At 61.2% G+C, this 16,566-nt stretch carries 15 protein-coding genes; 8 read left to right on the top strand and 7 right to left on the bottom strand.

The annotated features are described in order from the left end of the window. Window positions 1–71 precede the first annotated feature (71 nt). Window positions 72–2,723, top strand: a complete 2,652-nt coding sequence (locus HU754_RS21385) for a DUF4118 domain-containing protein (protein WP_186620577.1) — start codon at window positions 72–74, stop codon at window positions 2,721–2,723. Between the two features lie 48 nt (window positions 2,724–2,771). Beyond that, a complete protein-coding gene (locus tag HU754_RS21380; protein ID WP_186620579.1) occupies window positions 2,772–3,467 on the top strand; it encodes a response regulator in 696 nt (231 codons plus the stop codon). A gap of 119 nt (window positions 3,468–3,586) precedes the next feature. Here the strand turns inward: HU754_RS21380 and HU754_RS21375 are convergent, their stop codons facing one another. Then, window positions 3,587–4,627 (bottom strand): patatin-like phospholipase family protein, encoded by a 1,041-nt coding sequence (locus HU754_RS21375; RefSeq protein WP_093435209.1) that lies wholly within the window; start codon window positions 4,625–4,627, stop codon window positions 3,587–3,589. Between the two features lie 215 nt (window positions 4,628–4,842). On the opposite strand from HU754_RS21375, the gene HU754_RS21370 reads away from it, so the two are divergent. The 3 genes from HU754_RS21370 to HU754_RS21360 all read left to right on the top strand — a co-directional run bounded on the left by HU754_RS21370 (window position 4,843) and on the right by HU754_RS21360 (window position 7,000). Continuing rightward, window positions 4,843–5,121 carry a hypothetical protein gene (locus HU754_RS21370; protein WP_007908543.1) on the top strand — a complete coding sequence of 93 codons (279 nt, stop codon included), beginning with the start codon at window positions 4,843–4,845 and terminating at the stop codon, window positions 5,119–5,121. 79 nt (window positions 5,122–5,200) lie between these two features. Beyond that, on the top strand, window positions 5,201–5,965 hold the full coding sequence (locus tag HU754_RS21365) for a CHAD domain-containing protein (protein WP_186620581.1): 765 nt from the start codon (window positions 5,201–5,203) through the stop codon (window positions 5,963–5,965). Between the two features lie 240 nt (window positions 5,966–6,205). Continuing rightward, on the top strand, window positions 6,206–7,000 hold the full coding sequence (locus HU754_RS21360; RefSeq protein WP_064120268.1) for an acyl-CoA thioesterase: 795 nt from the start codon (window positions 6,206–6,208) through the stop codon (window positions 6,998–7,000). A 1-nt stretch (window position 7,001) separates the two neighbouring features. Here the strand turns inward: HU754_RS21360 and HU754_RS21355 are convergent, their stop codons facing one another. The 3 genes from HU754_RS21355 to HU754_RS21345 form a co-directional block, all read right to left on the bottom strand. Continuing rightward, window positions 7,002–7,367 (bottom strand): DUF962 domain-containing protein, encoded by a 366-nt coding sequence (locus tag HU754_RS21355; RefSeq protein ID WP_095048527.1) that lies wholly within the window; start codon window positions 7,365–7,367, stop codon window positions 7,002–7,004. 209 nt (window positions 7,368–7,576) lie between these two features. Beyond that, on the bottom strand, window positions 7,577–9,058 hold the full coding sequence (locus HU754_RS21350; RefSeq protein ID WP_186620583.1) for a methyl-accepting chemotaxis protein: 1,482 nt from the start codon (window positions 9,056–9,058) through the stop codon (window positions 7,577–7,579). 192 nt (window positions 9,059–9,250) lie between these two features. Next, the gene (locus HU754_RS21345) at window positions 9,251–10,078 is read right to left on the bottom strand and encodes a TatD family hydrolase (RefSeq protein WP_186620584.1); all 828 of its coding nucleotides are present in this window, start codon (window positions 10,076–10,078) and stop codon (window positions 9,251–9,253) included. A 236-nt stretch (window positions 10,079–10,314) separates the two neighbouring features. Here HU754_RS21345 and HU754_RS21340 point away from each other — a divergent pair, with 236 nt between their 5' ends. The 3 genes from HU754_RS21340 to HU754_RS21330 all read left to right on the top strand — a co-directional run bounded on the left by HU754_RS21340 (window position 10,315) and on the right by HU754_RS21330 (window position 12,840). Continuing rightward, on the top strand, window positions 10,315–11,736 hold the full coding sequence (locus HU754_RS21340) for an MltF family protein (RefSeq protein ID WP_116256327.1): 1,422 nt from the start codon (window positions 10,315–10,317) through the stop codon (window positions 11,734–11,736). Window positions 11,737–11,848: 112 nt separating this feature from the next. Continuing rightward, window positions 11,849–12,283, top strand: a complete 435-nt coding sequence (locus HU754_RS21335) for a DoxX family protein (protein WP_007908568.1) — start codon at window positions 11,849–11,851, stop codon at window positions 12,281–12,283. Window positions 12,284–12,531: 248 nt separating this feature from the next. After that, complete coding sequence (locus tag HU754_RS21330) at window positions 12,532–12,840, top strand: hypothetical protein (RefSeq protein WP_093435191.1); 309 nt, start codon at window positions 12,532–12,534, stop codon at window positions 12,838–12,840. 6 nt (window positions 12,841–12,846) lie between these two features. Here the strand turns inward: HU754_RS21330 and greB are convergent, their stop codons facing one another. From greB to HU754_RS21315, 3 genes are read right to left on the bottom strand one after another with little or no spacing between them, the layout of a single operon-like run. Next, a complete protein-coding gene (greB, locus tag HU754_RS21325) occupies window positions 12,847–13,344 on the bottom strand; it encodes a transcription elongation factor GreB (protein WP_186620585.1) in 498 nt (165 codons plus the stop codon). Between the two features lie 34 nt (window positions 13,345–13,378). Continuing rightward, the gene (locus HU754_RS21320; RefSeq protein WP_186620587.1) at window positions 13,379–15,883 is read right to left on the bottom strand and encodes an ABC transporter permease; all 2,505 of its coding nucleotides are present in this window, start codon (window positions 15,881–15,883) and stop codon (window positions 13,379–13,381) included. Further along, window positions 15,883–16,566, bottom strand: coding sequence for an ABC transporter ATP-binding protein (locus HU754_RS21315; protein ID WP_186620589.1), 684 nt, complete (start codon window positions 16,564–16,566; stop codon window positions 15,883–15,885). Before HU754_RS21315 ends, HU754_RS21320 begins: the two co-directional genes overlap by 1 nt.

Here is a 16,566-nt window from a genome sequence, read left to right as displayed (position 1 = left end):
TGGGAGCGAGCTTGCTCGCGAAGGGGCCATAACGAACACCGAATCAACATCAGCAAGAGAGAACTCCCAGCATGAGCGACTCCGGCCGCGCCGACGCGCTGTTAGCAGACCTGCCCCGTGACGGCCGTGGCCGGCTCAAGGTTTTCCTCGGCGCCGCTCCCGGTGTCGGCAAGACCTACGCCATGCTCCAGGCCGCCCACACGCAATTGCGCCAAGGCGTGAAAGTCATCGCTGGCGTCGTCGAAACCCATGGTCGCGCCGAAACCGAAGCGCTGCTCGGCGGCTTGCCGCAGCAAGCGTTGGTGCGCTCGGAATACCGTGGCGTGATGCTCGAAGAAATGGACCTCGACGGCATTCTCGCGGCCAAACCGAAACTGGTGCTGGTCGATGAGCTGGCCCACAGCAACGCCCCCGGCAGTCGCCACACGAAACGCTGGCAAGACATTCAGGAACTGCTCGCCGCCGGCATCGACGTGTTCACCACGGTCAACGTCCAGCACCTGGAAAGTCTCAATGATCAGGTGCGCGGCATCACCGGCGTGCAAGTGCGCGAAACCCTGCCGGACTGGGTGCTGCAAGAAGCTTACGAACTGCTGCTGATCGACCTGCCGCCGCGCGAATTGCTCGAGCGCTTGCGTGAAGGCAAGGTCTACGTGCCGGAGCAGGCGCGTGCGGCGATCGATGCGTTTTTCACCCAGACCAACCTCACCGCATTGCGCGAACTGGCGATGCAAACCGCTGCCGCACAGGTCGATAACGATCTCGCCCAAGGCTATCGCCAACTCGGTCAGGCGGCCCCGGCGGTGCGCGGGCGCTTGCTGGTCGGCGTCGATGGTGATGCGCAGGCCGAACGCCTGGTGCGCCACGCCAGTCGCGTTGCCCAGCGCCGGCATTTACCGTGGAGTCTGGTGCATGTCGATAACGGCAGCGTACGCGACGAACAATCGCGCCTGCGCCTGCAAAGCGCTCAGCAACTGGCCGAGCGCCTGGGCGGTGAAGTGGTGTTGCTGCGCGCCGGTGAGGTGGCGAAAACCCTGATCCAGCATGCTGCCGAACGCCGTGCGAGCCTGGTTCTGGTTGGGCAGTCCCGGCCACATCTACGCCGGCGTCTATTCGGCGGCGGACTCGCGGCGCGCCTGCTGCGTCAGGCTCACGGGCTGGAGATCAACGTCCTCGACAGCGATCAGCAACAGCATCAACCGCGCCCGCGCAACGCGCTGACCCTGGTGTGGTTCGACTATGCCTTGGCGCTGGTCGCCACCGTATTGGCCACCGCCCTGGCATGGGCAGTGTCGAGCGTGCTGCCGCTGCCGAACATCTCGCTGGTGTTCCTTGCGGCGGTGCTGCTGGTGGCGGTGCGCAGCAGTCTCGGCCCGGCGCTGGCCTGTGCCGCGCTGTCGTTTCTGACCTATGACTTCCTGTTTATCCCGCCGAATTTTTCCTTCAGCATTCAGCGCGAAGAAGACGTGCTGACCTTGCTGTTCTTCCTGTTGATGGCAGCGCTCACCGGCAACCTCGCGGCGCGTCAGCGTCGGCAATTGCAGGCCCTGCGCGACACCCAGGAAGAGACCACTGAACTGCTCGATCTGTCGCGCAAACTCACCGCTGCGACCGATCGCCAAGCGGTGGTCAGCGCTGCCGCGCAACACCTCAATGGCTGGAGCGATCTGCAGTTATGCCTGCTCAACCGGGACGGGCAGGGCGGCTGGAAGGTCGAGACCGGCGGGCCGTTGGAGTTTACCGAGTCCGAACGCGCCGCCGCTGACTGGGCCTGGCAACACGATCAACCGGCAGGCATGGGCACTGGCACACTGCCGTTCGGACGCTGGTGGTGGTGGCCGCTGTCGGTCGAGGACGGGCCGCTGGCGCTGCTCGGGGTCTGTGCGAAAGAAGGCCAGACCTTGAGCGGCCAGCGTCGGCGTTTGCTCACCGCGTTGAGTCAGCCGCTCGCCCAAGCGTTGGCGCGCGCGCAGTTGGCTGATGACCTGGAAGCCGCACGCCTGCACGGTGAAACCGAACAACTGCGCAGTGCCTTGTTGGCCTCCGTATCCCACGATTTGCGCACGCCGCTGACGGCCATGCGCGGCAGCATCGACAGCCTGTTGGCACTCGGCGAAGCCATCCCGCTGGAAGATCGTCGTGAACTGCTCGAAGGCACCCGCGATGAAGCCGAGCGCCTCGATCGCTACATCCAGAATCTGCTCGACATGACCCGGCTCGGCCACGGCGCGCTGAAGCTGGCGCGGGACTGGGTGTCGCCGGCCGATATCGTCGGCAGTTCGCTCAATCGCCTGCGCGCGGTGCTCGCGCCGTTGCAGGTCAGCACTGATGTGCCTAGTGAATTGCCGCTGTTGTTCGTGCATGCCGCGCTGATCGAGCAGGCGCTGGTCAATGTGCTGGAAAACGCAGCGCGTTTCTCACCCGCTCACGGTCGCTTGCAACTGAGCGCAGGCGCGAGTGACCAAGAGATTTTCTTCTCGGTCAGCGATGAAGGGCCGGGGATTCCGGAGGACGAGCGGGCGAAGATTTTCGACATGTTCTACACCGCTGCCCGGGGTGATCGTGGCGGCCAGGGCACGGGCCTCGGCCTGGCGATCTGTCAGGGCATGGTTGGCGCGCACGGCGGGCGCATCAGCGTCGCCGACGGCATCGAGGGACACGGCACCTGCATCACTTTGCACTTGCCGTTGCAGACGCAACCGGGGATGGACGATGAAGGCTGAAGCTGACTGCGCTACTCTCTTGCCAATCATTTGTGTTGATGTGAATTCATGAGCCAGACCACGACCATTTTGGTCATCGACGACGAACCGCAGATCCGTAAGTTCCTGCGCATCAGCCTTACCTCACAGGGCTATAAAGTGCTCGAGGCCGGCAACGGTGCCGAGGGTTTGGCGCAAGCGGCGCTGAACAAACCGGACCTGCTGGTGCTCGATTTAGGCCTGCCGGACATGGATGGCCAGCAAGTGCTGCGCGAGTTTCGCGAGTGGGCGACGGCGCCGGTGCTGGTGCTGTCGGTGCGCGCGAGCGAAGGGCAGAAAGTCCAGGCGCTGGATGGCGGCGCCAATGACTACGTGACCAAGCCGTTTGGCATTCAGGAGTTTCTCGCCCGAGTCCGCGCCTTGTTGCGTCAGGCGCCGGCAGGGGAGGCGCAGCAGGCGGCGCTGAGCTTCGGCCCGCTGACCGTGGATCTGGCTTATCGGCGGGTGTTGCTCGACGGTGTCGAAGTGGCGCTGACCCGCAAGGAATACGCGGTGCTGGCGCAACTGGCACGGCATCCGGGGCGGGTGATTACCCAGCAACAATTGCTCAAGGATATCTGGGGGCCGACGCACACCGAGGACAGCCATTATCTGCGGATTGTGGTGGGGCATTTGCGCCAGAAACTGGCGGATGACCCGACGCGGCCGCGGTTTATTGTCACGGAGGCCGGGGTTGGCTATCGGCTGTTGAGTGATGTTGGCTGATCTGGCCTCTTCGCGAGCAGGCTCGCTCCCACACTGGATCTGCGTCGTTCACTAATCCCCTGTGGGAGCGAGCCTGCTCGCGAAGATGTCATCAAACACAGCCGAGAAATCAGGCCCGATCACCCCTGCTCACTGTCATACCGATCCAGCGTATCCCGGGCAATCTCGCGCCCCAACGCGATCAACTCCGGCGCCTTGTAAAACTCGAAAAATCGGCACACCCGCTTCGGTACATTGATCAGGATATCCGGCGGATATCCGGCGATCTTGTACTGCGCCAGCGAGGTCTGCATGACCTCGAAACTCTGGTTGATCAAGTCCAGCAACGAGGCCGGTCCGACGTTATCGATGATGAATGAACCGGTCGCCGATTTCGGTGCGCCTTCACGCTCGGGCGCGGCTGCCGGTTGCTGGCTCTCCGGCTCGGCGCCGTCCAGCCAGGGATTGATGTCCGCCGCTTCGGCGCGCAGCGCTTCCTGTTCGAGCCGCAACAATTGCTCGGCCTGTGTACGGCGGAATGGCATCTTCGATCCCAGCGAACTGATCAGGCTGTCGAAGCGTGAGCGAAAAGCGGCAGGGCGCTGGATCACCGGCAGTTTGTAGTGACGCTGATTGGTCGAATTGAGATTGACCGCAATGATCAGATCGCAGTGGCTCGACACCACTGGCACGATCGGCAATGGGTTGAGAATGCCACCGTCGACCAGCATGCGATTGCCTTGCATCACCGGGGTGAACAGGCTGGGAATCGCCGCCGAGGCGCGCATCGCCTGATGCAGGCAGCCTTCCTGGAACCAGATTTCTTGCTGGTTGGTGAGGTCGGCGGCGACGGCGGTGTAGGGGATGCGCAAGTCTTCGATGTTGACCTCACCGACGATCTTGCGGATCTGCCCGAAGACCTTTTCGCCGCGAATCGCGCCGAGGCGAAAACTCACGTCGACCAAGCGCAGCACATCCAGATAGTCGAGGCTTTCGATCCAGTTCTTGTACACGTCGAGTTTGCCGGCGGCATAGATCCCACCGACCACGGCTCCCATCGAACACCCGGCAATGCAGGCGATTTCGTAACCGCGTTTCTCGATCTCTTCAATGACCCCGATATGGGCATAGCCCCGGGCGCCACCGGAGCCCAGTACCAGCGCGACACGTTTTTTTTTCATCCAGCGTCCTCCCGACAAGGTTCCACAATGCACCCATCGCCGGGCAGGCTCAATCGCCGAGGTCGTTGAGTGCGCCGGTGACGTCGTTTTTTCGCTACTGCATGGCCCTTCAGCGCTATCCTTCTGAGTTGCGCGGTTTCACCCGCCGGCAAGGCACTTTTTCGTAGCCAGGCCGTCTTACCTGCACGACTGTTGACCTATTTGAGGTGTGAGTGATGAAAGCCTGGATCTGTGTGCCGTTGATGGCTCTGGCATTGGCCGGTTGCGCCGGTAAAACCGCTTACCGCGACAGCTGCGGCAGCCAGCTCGACGCGGCTTGGCATGAGCTGGATCTGGCCAAGGCCGAAGGCTTTGCCGGTACCGTCAGCTACTCCAAAGCGTTGTCGCTGCTGACCGCCGCGAAGACCCAGCAGCAATTCGAGGGTTTCGAAGGTTGCAGCAAGAAAGCCGAGAAGGCGCGTTTCTACATTCGCGAATCCCGCGCCGGCCGCTAAGCTGCTGACGTGAAGCAAGGACGCTGCTTTGACTGAGCGGCAAAATGAACCTTGAAGCCATTTGAATCAGGAGCAAGTGATGTCTGCGTTGGTTGACCGGTTGGTGGCTCATGTCCTGAGTCTGGAAGTGCGCCTGCTGGCCTGTCAGGCACGGCTCACTGCACGGACCGACCCCGAGGCGCTGCATGATCTGCGCACCACGGTGCGGCGCTTGCGCAGTCTGTTGCGGCCATTGCGCGGTCTGCCCGGTGTCGAACAACTGGAAGATGCCGCTTCGGCGGTCGGCCAATTGACCACGCCGTGGCGTGATCGCGAGGTGCTCGCGGCGTATCTGCTCCTGCATGATCAGCCTGAGGCCGCGCAACGGCGTATGGCGCAGATGGCCGAGGCTTATCCGGCGCTGGCGGCGAGCGCCGAGGTGGCTTCGCTGCTGATGATTCTCGACGCTTTCCCGCGATTCCTGCGCGCCTCACAGCGTCAGGGCTTGCTCAAGGGCTTGGACAAACGCATCGAAAAGCGCTTGGGCAAGCAATGGCAGAAGCTCGACGAGGCGCTGCACGATCCCGCTCACGACCGCCATCGCCTGCGCTTGCTGATCAAGCGCGTGCGTTACGGCATTGAGGCCTATCCCGAACTCGACCGCTTGCCCGAGGCGGCGCTGGCTCGCCTCAAGGCTGCCCAAGGCGCGCTGGGCGACTGGCACGATTGCTGGCAGTGGCTGGCGAAGGCTGAGCTTGAGGCGGATCTGCAGCCCTGTGTCGCCACTTGGCAGGCGACCATGATCAAAGCCGAAAGCAAGGCAGATCGCGTGCTGGAAAAACTCAGTTCAGCCTGTTTCAAATAATCCTGAATCACCACAAATCCCTGTAGGAGTGAGCCTGCTCGCGATAGCGGTATGACATTCAACAACTGTGTTGGCTGTCATACCGCTATCGCGAGCAGGCTCGCTCCTACAAGGGATCTTCAATATGGCGGATATAGGTGTAAGGCCTTTCTGTCAGCCCATTTGACCGGAATAGACGCTGCGGCGCTCTGCAGCTCTGGTTAAGATCCCTGCATTCCTTTCTTGTTTTCTGAGGTTGCCATGCGCTTTAGCGATCTGCTCGAGGCGGTCCGCCGCCAACCGGAACTGACGATCCCTGCCGAATGGGGCCAGGGCCGTGCCAGTTTCGGTGGTCTGGTGGCCGCGCTGCAATACGAAGCCATGCGCGCAAAAGTACCGGCGGATCGCCCGGTGCGTTCGCTGGCGATCACCTTTGTCGGCCCTGTCGAACCTGAAGTCCCGGTGAGTTTCGAAGTCGATGTACTGCGCGAAGGCAAGGCCGTCAGCCAGGTCATGGGCCGGGCGATGCAGAATGGTCAGGTGGTAACGATCGTTCAAGGCAGCTTCGGTGCGTCGCGGCCGTCGGAGGTGGCAGTCGAAGCCTATCCGGCGCCATCAATGAAGCACTGGGATGAATGCCAGGAGTTGCCTTACATCAAAGGCGTGACGCCAGAATTCATGCGTCATTTGGCGATGCGCTGGAGCGTCGGCGGCATGCCGTTCACCGGCACGCAATCGCGGCTGATGGGCGGCTGGGTGCGGTTACGCGGAGATGTCAAAGAAGAACCGGTCAACGAGGCGCATCTGCTGGCCCTGGTGGACGCGTGGCCGCCCGCGCTGTTGCCATATCTGAAGAAGCCGGCACCGGGTAGCACGCTGACCTGGACCATCGAATTCGTGCAGCCGCTACACGATTTGAGCACGCTGGACTGGTGTCAGTATCTGGCCGATATCGAATACGCCGCCGACGGCTACGGCCATGTCGCCGCCAAGCTGTGGAGCGCGGAAGGAGAGTTGATTGCCATGAGTCGCCAGACCGTTACGATTTTCGCCTGACTCAATGCCGACGGTGGCGTTCACGCCAGGCGCGCCACCAGCCGCCACTGAGAAAGAAGCGCGGGAAGGTCAGGAACTGCTCGACCAGTAAACGCGACATCGCGTCTTTACGATCACTGAACGGCTCGGAGGCTTGCGCCTCCAGGCTGTGGCCGTGGCGCTGCAAACCCAGCGCCGCGATGATGCCGATCACGCCGATGGCCACACTGGCCAGACTCAGGCTGAACACTCCGGAGACGATCAGCAGAAACGCGACGATAAACAACGGCACGGCAATCAGATGCAGCACCAGATTGGTCGGGTGCTGATGATTGCCCGGGTACGCGCGCCATTGCCACGCGGGAAGGTTGGGGTGACGTTTGCCCATGTTTTCTACTCCTCGATCCTTGTTGAACACATGGTTGAAGAATAGGCCTGGGCACGGAGGGCGGCGAATCAAGGTTGGCTATTGAGGTGATAGGCGTCATCGCAAGATTCGATGTTGCCGGGGCTGACGCTTTCGCGAGCAGGCTCCCACATTGGATCGGTGCGCACACAAATCCCCTTGTGGGAGCGAGCCTGCTCGCGAAGGGGGCATCAGAGTTTCAGTTGACCGATCGCCTTGCTCAACTCCCCAGCCAACGTCGCCAACTCATTACTGGTCGTCGCCGAATCCACAGTCTGCTGCACTGTGTTCTCGGTCACATCACGAATGCTCACCACCGCCCGATTCATCTCTTCGGCGACCTGGCTCTGCTGCTCTGCCGCCACGGCAATCTGCGTATTGCTCTCACGCATCTGCGCCACTGCCCCGGTGATTTCCGCCAGCGCCGCACCAGCCTCTTGCGCCTGCTGCACACAATCGTCGGCCTTGTACGAACTTTCCTGCATGAAATCCACCGCATCGCGAGTGCCAGCCTGCAAGGCCGAGACCATCGTGGTGATCTCGTCGGTCGAGGTCTGCACGCGTTTGGCGAGGTTACGCACTTCATCGGCGACCACGGCAAACCCCCGGCCCATCTCGCCGGCGCGGGCTGCTTCGATGGCGGCATTCAGCGCCAGCAGATTGGTCTGCTCGGCAATGCTGTGAATCACGCTGACCACGCCGTTGATCTTCTGACTGTCCTCGGCCAGCCGTTGAATCATCTCGGCCGTCTGCTGCACCCCGCTGGAGAGTCCGGCAATCGACTGCTGCACCCGCGCGACCACTTGCTGACCGCTGCCGGCGAGGCCATCGGCGGTCTGCGACAGGTCGCGTGTGGCGCCGGCGTGCTGGGCGATGTGGTAAACGGTGGCGGTCATTTCGTTGATCGCGGTGGCGGCCTGATCGGTTTCGCTCTGCTGGCCGAGCATGCCGTGGCGCACTTCGTTCATGCTCGACGCCAGCCGTGCCGCGCCGACATCCAGTTGCCGTGCGGTGTTGGCGACGGTCGTCACAACGCGCTGGTAACCGGCCTGCATCGCGTTAAACGCATTGGCCATCTGCCCGACTTCGTCTTTACCGGCCAGCGGCACACGGGCCGAGAGATCGCCGCTTTTCTCGACGTGGAGCATCACGTCTTTCAAGGTGTTGAGCTGGCTGAGCAGGAAGCGGATTAAAAGTTGCGAGGCGCACAGCATGGCGAACATCAGGATGAACACTGCCACCGCATAGTTGGCGAAACGTTCGCTGAACACTTGGCTCAGGCTCGGACCATAGGCAATCACCGCGACCTGCTGACCATCGGCGCGGCTGAACACTTCGGCGCCCATCAACGGATTGTCGCCGAACAGCGGCAGGTGATTGATCTCGTTCCAGCCGTTGCTTTCCGTGATTTCAAGCAAGGGTTGATCGTTCAGGCGCGGTGCTTCGCCGCGTTTGAAGGTCAACACCTGATCGGCTTTGGGCAATGGCTGACCGACCGGCCAGGCTTTAAGCAGTTGTGCCTGGGCTTGCGCCGAGGCCTGTGATGCGTGACTGCGCGCCTGTTGTTCGAGCTGCACGGCGTACAGCACCAGCAGCAGGGTGGTGACGAAGGCGACCGCATTGACCGCCCAGAATTTGTATTTCAGCGAGATATTGCTAAGCCAGGCACCCATGGAGGTCTTCTCTGATAGCGGAAACAGTTTTGGCAAGGTGCCATTATTGTGCCGCTATGCAGATCTGCGGATCTTGATATGAGTCAACAGACCGCACGGTCCCGCCCTTGTAGGAGTGAGCCTGCTCGCGATGACGGTGTGTCAGTCACCTCAATGTTGAATGAGCTGCCGCCATCGCGAGCAGGCTCACTCCTACAGAGGAAATTGGGGGGTGTCAGGGGAGGGGGGGAGGTTGTAGAACGCGCGGGCACACGCGGTGGTGTGCGCCGCCAGATCTTCCTCGGTTTCGCCACGATGCAACGCTACTTCACGCAGCACTTCAGTCAGATACGCCGGCTCATTGCGGCCGTTCTTCGGTTTCGGACGCAGCGTGCGCGGCAGCAAATAAGGTGCATCGCTTTCCAGCATCAAGCGCCCGCGTTTGATCTCTTTCACCAGCGGATGCAAATGCGTGCCGCGTCGCTCATCACAGATCCAGCCGGTGATGCCGATATGCAGATCCAGGTCGAGATAGCTGAACAAGGCTTTTTGCTCGCCGGTGAAGCAATGCACCACAGCGGCGGGTAATTGATCGCGGAAGTCTCTGAGGATTTCCAGCAGGCGCTGGCTGGCATCACGCTCGTGCAGGAACACTGGCATTTGCAGTTCAACGGCTAGCGCCAAGTGTTCCTCAAGGACTTTTTCCTGCTGTGGGCGCGGCGAGAAATCACGGTTGAAATCCAGCCCGCATTCACCCACGGCTACCACGTTTTTCTCCTGCAGCAGACTGCGCAAACGGCTTGCGCTGTCACCGTTCCAGTCACTGGCCGAATGCGGATGAATACCGGCGGTGGCGAACAGTCGCTGGCCGCTTTCATCGAGTTGCTGGCACAGCTCCAGGGCTTGCTCGCTGCCCTCGACGCTGGTGCCGGTCAGCACCAGTTGGCACACGCCCGCGGCATAGGCGCGATCAAGTATGGCCTGATGTTTGTCGGCGAAACTGGGATTGGTCAGGTTGACGCCGATATCGATGAGTTGCATGGTTGCTACCTCGGGCCGAAGGCCGGAAAGCATACCAGAGCTGTAGATTCATAAGAAAAGCCAAGAACTACAATGACTTATAGCTGTCTGTTGATGCCGCGACGCAGACCGGTTTGGTAGAAGTGCCATTACTGTGCCAGTCTCTCGCACGTTGCCAGCGCTCATGGCGCTCTGTTTTCGTCGGTGATTTCGACGTTTTTACAATGAAATCGCCCCGTATTCTTTCCGGAGAGTGGATGGTTCGTCCCTCGGTTTTGCTCCTGTTGTGTGGCTCGCTGCTACTGCCGATGACGGCGGTTGCGCGCCTGCCCGGGCCGCTGCAAGCCGTGCCGGCGGCCAAGGTGCGCGACTTGTCCGAGATTCGTAGCAGCCGCGTGTTGCGGGTGCTGGTCAATCAGAGCCGCAACAGCTCCGGCGAAGTCCAGGGCCAGGCCATCGGCGTCGAATACCATCGCCTGCGCGCCTTCGAGCAATACCTCAACGGCCATGCCCGCGATGGTCAGGAAATCACCCTCAAGATCATTCCCAAAGCCAAGGACCAACTGCTCGGCGCCTTGCAGCGGGGCGAGGGTGATCTGGTCGCGCCGGGCGAATTGCTCGATTTGCAAGCGGGCTTCGCGGTCGCCAGTAGCGAACCGATTGCCAGCAATGTGCCGCTGGTGCTGGTCGGGATCAAGGGCGAGCGGCGCTACACCAAGGTCGAGCAGCTTTCCGGCAAAACCCTGGCGTTGCCGACCGGCAGTGCGGCGGGGGAGGCGGTCAGTCAGCTCAATCAGAAACTGGCGTTGCACAAATTGGCGCCGATCAAGATCGAATGGGTCGATCCGACCCTGGCGGTCGAAGACGTGCTGGAGATGGTTCAGGGTGGCATTTTCCACCTGACCATCGTCGAGCAACCTATCGCTGAGCGTTGGGGCAAGATCCTGCCGAAGCTGCGTTTTGACCGGCAACTGATAATCAGTGAGCCGGGCGAGGAGTACTGGTTCGTACGCCGCGACGCCTCGATGTTACGCGCGAGCATCGATCGCTTTCTCGGCGGTTACAAGAAACCGTCCAACGAAGATGCCGCGTTTTTGCGCATCTATCGCCGTCTCTATCAAGTCCACTATCCCTTGGCCAAGGCTGATCGCCAGCGCCTGGAAAAACTGCGCCCGACCCTGCAAAAGCATGCCGACGCGCAGAACATGGACTGGCTGAATCTGGCTGCACTGGCGTTTAAGGAGTCACGCCTGCAACCCAATGCCCGCAGCGGCAGTGGTCCGACCGGGCTGATGCAGATCACGCCTTCTGCCGCTCAGCGAGTCGGCGTGAACAACATTCAGAATCTCGATGCGAATGTGCAGGCCGGGGCCAAGTACCTGGCGATGATCCGCCGCAAGTTCTTCAACAGCCCCAAGCTCAATGAGCGTGAACGCATGGCTTTCACGTTGGCGGCCTACAACATCGGCCCAGAGCGCGTGCAGGGCATGCGCGCTGAAGCACGGCGGCGTGGACTGAACCCTAATCAGTGGTTCTTCCAGGTCGAACGCATTGCCATGGAGCAGGTAGGAATGGGGCCGGTCAGCTATGTTAATAGCGTGAACAAGTATTACTTGGCGTTCGACCGGGAGCGGGAGTCGTTGGAGCCCGGGGCGCAAAAAGTCGTCTCACGGAAATGATCTAATAAACTGATTGTTATGGCGGAATATTTGCGCTTTTAACATGAAATTTATTGATTAATATAGCGGCCAACCAACACACATAACTTCTCGCAAAAACAAGGAACGCCCCATGAGCTCTCTGATCAACAAAGTACTGTTCACCCGCGCTGGCTACGGTCTGACCATCCTGCGCATTGCTGTCGGCGTAATCTTTGCGGCTCACGGTTCGCAAAAACTTTTCGGTCTGTTTGGTGGTTACGGTTTGGCGGGCACCGCGCAGTACATGGACAGCATCGGTCTGCACCCGGGCTACCTGATGGCCACATTGGCGGGCGGTACTGAGTTCTTCGCTGGCCTGGCGTTGATCATTGGCCTGCTGGTGCGTCCGGCAGCATTGGGTCTGACCTTTCTGTCGCTGGTGGCGATCTTCACCGTTCACATCAGCAACGGTCTGTTTATGGCCAACAACGGTTACGAGTTCGCCCTGGCTCTGCTCGGTGGCAGCCTCGCCGTCCTGATCGAAGGCGCCGGCAAGCTCTCGGTGGACCGCGCCATCGCCGGTTAAGCACTCTGGCTCAAGGAACAGGCCCGCATTGTGCGGGCCTTTTTTGTTGCGGCTGATTCTTGACACTGATCGGTCACGTTCTCTAGGATGTTGCCCATGCGCCGATTTAAACAGCTACTTGCGGGGCGCCAGGTGACTTCAACAGTTGCCGTCAGAAGCCGGAACAGGGCTTCGAAATACCGCTAAAGCGCTGGTTCGGTGTTGCCTCTCACCTGCCATGCAGACTTTTGAGGCAGAGACACGACATGATGAATGCACTACGCCCTCCAGCACGTCCCGCGCCGATCACTGCGCATATCACTCAACGCAACCCGAAAATTCTCCTTGGCGGCAAACATCAGCCAACGCTGCTGCGTTATCTCGATGGCTGGCCACGGCGCAGTGGCGGTCCTGCCGCGTTCCTGATCCAGTTCGTTGAAGACGGCGAGTCGCTGTCACGTTTTGCCAGTGACAGTTTTGATCTGGCGGTGATTCAGACGCCGAGCGCTGAAGATGCGCCGGAGATGATCAAGCAACTGGTGCGCGTTGCGCGGCAGGGCCTGATCACCCGCCGCTGATTCGCTTTACGGATAGTCGATGGCGACGATGTAAACGAACTGCTCGCCGGTCGGCGTCTGCACCCGGACTTCAGCATCCAGCGCCTTGCCGATCAAGGCGCGGGCCAGTGGCGAGTCGATGCTGATCAGGCCCAGTTTCAGATCCAGTTCATCGGGGCCGACGATGCGGTAGCGCGATTGCTTGCCTTCTTCGTCTTCGATGGTCACCCAGGCGCCGAAGTAGACTTTGTTCGGATCGCTGGGTTTTTCACTGACGACTTTCAACGCTTCCAGGCGTTTGGTGAGAAAGCGTACGCGACTGTCGATCTCGCGCAGCATCTTCTTGCCATAGGTGTACTCGGCGTTCTCCGAACGATCGCCCTGAGCCGCGGCCTCGCTGACCGATTGCGTCACTTGCGGGCGGCGCACATGCCACAACTCATGGAATTCGGCGCGCATCCGCGCTTCACCTTCAGGGGTGATCAGCGCGGTGCCGGCGGTGCGGGGAGGGCGATAACGGCTCATGGCAACTTCTTTTGATTAAGACCGCTTGAGTCTATCAACCCTCACGCAACACTGTCAGTGGACTTGCGTTGAGTGCCCGACGCGTACCGAATACACCGGCACCACCAATCAACGCCGCGCCAATCAACGGCAGCACCAGCAACCACGGATGCGGATGCCACGGCAGATCGAACGCGTAGCGATACAACACCAGACTCACCACTTCCGAGCCGATCGCGGCGAGTAATCCGCTGACTGCACCGAGCAGGCCGAATTCGATGCGCCGCGCCTTGATCAGCAACTGCCGCTCCGCGCCCAATGCACGCAACAGTGCACCTTGGCGGATACGTTCATCCAGCGTTGCCTGCAAACCGGAAAACAGCACGGCCATACCCGCCGCCAACACAAACAACAACACATATTCGACCGCCAAAGTGACTTGGGCGAGGATGCTGCGCAGTTGTTCCAGCAGGGCCTCGACCTGAAGAATGGTCACCGCCGGGAATGCGCGCGACAGTTCGACGATCTGCTGATCATGGCCGGGGGCCAGATAGAAGCTGGTCAGGTAAGTCGCCGGCAGATCCTTCAAGGTGCCGGGCTGGAAGATCATGAAGAAGTTCGGCTGGAAGTTGTCCCAGTTGATCTCGCGCAGGCTGGTGACCTTCGCTTCACGGTTGACCCCGCCGACACTGAACGCCATGTGATCGCCGAGTTTGAGCTTGAGGCTTTCGGCGACTTTGCCTTCCACCGATACGCCGGGAACACCGTCGGTTGGCTGATCTTTCCACCACTCACCGGCAGTGAGCTTGTTGCCCGCCGGCAAATCCGCCGCCCAGGTCAGGCTCAAGTCGCGCTGCACAGCGCGATCGCCTGCCGAATCCTTGCTGACGATTTGCTGCACAGCTTCGCCGTTGATGCTGATCAATCGGCCGGGTACGACCGGATAAAGAGGTGCGGCTTGCGCGGACACTTTTATCAGGTGATCGGTGAAAGCCTGTTTATCTGCCGGCAGAATATTCAGGGCGAAGTAGTTCGGCGCGTTTTTCGGCAACTGGTTTTGCCAGGTGTCGAGCAATTCGCCGCGCAGCAGGGCGATCAAGGCCATCGACAGCAGAATCAGGCCGAAGGCCAGCGACTGACCGGCCGCTGCCAACGGATGCCGCAGCAACTGGCCCAGGCCCAAGCGCCATGGCAGCGAAGCACGGGCGAGCATCCGCCGCAGGCTTTGCAGCAGCAACAACAGCAAACCGCCCAATACCAACGCGGCGACCACACCACCGCCGAGCAGAGCGAATGTCAGCAGCAGATCGAGGCTCAGGCGCCACATGATCAGGCCGAGGGCGCCTAATGCTGCGCCGTAAACCATCCAGGTGCTCGACGGAATCGGCAGCATGTCGCGGCGCAATACACGCAGCGGCGGCACACGACCCAATGCGGCCAGTGGCGGCAAGGCGAAACCGGCCAAGGCGACCAGCCCGGTGCCGATCCCGGCAATGGCAGGAAACACACCGCCCGGTGGAACATCGCTTGGCAGCAAATCATGCAGCAGTGCGAACAGACCCAGTTGCGCCAGCCAGCCGAGCAGCGCACCGCTGAGTGCGGCGAACAGCCCGAGTACAGTCAACTGCAGACTGAACAGCACCATGGTTTCCCGCCGCGACAGACCGAGGCAGCGCAGCAAGGCACTGGCGTCGAAACGGCGACTGGCGAAACGGTTGGCCGACAATGCCACCGCCACTCCGGCCAACAAGACGGCGACCAGACTAGCCATATTCAAATAGCGCTCGGCCTTACCGAGTGCACCGCCGATCTGCCGGTTGCCATCGCGGGCGTCCTGAATCCGCTGATTCGCGGCGAGCCCGGGTTTGATCAGTTGTCGATAAGTTTCCAGCGCCTGCGGTTCACCGCGCCACAGCTCGCGGTAACTCACGCGGCTGCCGGGTTGCACCACGCCGGTGGCCGCGAGGTCGTCGAGGTTGATCATGACCCGCGGCGTGAGGCTATAGAAGTTGCCGGCGCGATCCGGTTCATACGTCAGTACTCGGGCCAGTTTCAACGTCTTCATGCCGACATCGATGCTGTCGCCGATTTTCAGATCCAGTGCGGTCAGCAGGCGTGCTTCGACCCAGGCTTCGCCGGGTTGCGGCTCACCGCCGGTTTCTTCGGTGGCGAACGGCGCGGGTGCGCTCTTCAGTTCGCCGCGCAACGGATAGGCACGGTCGACGGCTTTGATGCTCGACAACTGAATGCCATTGTCGGTGGCAATGACGCTAGAGAATTCCACCACTTGCGCATGCTTCAGACGCAGCTCGGTGCCACTCCTGATCTGTTCTTCACGGGCTGGCGAGCTGCCCTCCAGCACCAGATCGGCACCGAGAAATTCGGTCGCGCGCAGCATCATGGCGCCGTTGAGGCGGGCGCCGAAATAACCGATGGCGGTACTCGCCGCCACCGCCACCACCAGCGCGAAGAACAATACGCGCAATTCCCCGGCGCGGGCATCGCGCATGAGTTGGCGTATGGCGAGACTGAACAGACGCAACAGCGGCAAACGTGCCATCAAGGCTCCAGAGGGGCGACCAACAGCCCGGCTTCAAGACGGATCAGGCGCCGGCAGCGATGGGCCAGGCGTTCGTCGTGTGTCACCAGCACCAGGGTGGTGCCGCGTTCCTTGTTCAATTCGAAGAGCAAATCGCTGATGCGCTCACCGGTGTGGCTGTCGAGGTTGCCGGTCGGTTCATCGGCGAACAGCACGTCAGGCTCGGCTGCGAAGGCGCGGGCAATGGCCACACGTTGCTGCTCGCCACCGGAGAGCTGGCGCGGCGAGTGCGTCAGGCGCTGGCCGAGACCGACGCGCTGGAGCAATTCGGTGGCCCGTTCACGCGCATCTTTGCGGCCGTCGAGTTCCAGCGGCAGCATGACGTTTTCCAGTGCGTTGAGGCTGTCGAGCAACTGAAAGGACTGGAAGACGAAGCCGACATGCTCGGCACGAATGCGTGCACGCTGGTCTTCGTCGAGATTGCTCAGGCCCTGGCCGGCGAGGATGACTTCGCCGCTGCTCGGCAAGTCGAGGCCGGCGAGCAGGCCGAGGAGGGTGGATTTGCCCGAACCGGACGCGCCGACGATGGCGAGGCTGTCGCCCTTGTTCAGTTCCAGGCTGAGTTCGTGCAGGATAGTCAGTTCACCTTCCGCGCTGGAAACCACTTTGCTGAGGTTCTTCGCGGTGAGAATGCTTGCGCCCAT

Source organism: Pseudomonas zeae (assembly GCF_014268485.2).
GTDB lineage: Bacteria > Pseudomonadota > Gammaproteobacteria > Pseudomonadales > Pseudomonadaceae > Aquipseudomonas > Aquipseudomonas neuropathica.
The sequence above is the reverse complement of the archived record's forward strand: the minus strand, read 5'-3'. Positions and strand labels throughout refer to the sequence as shown.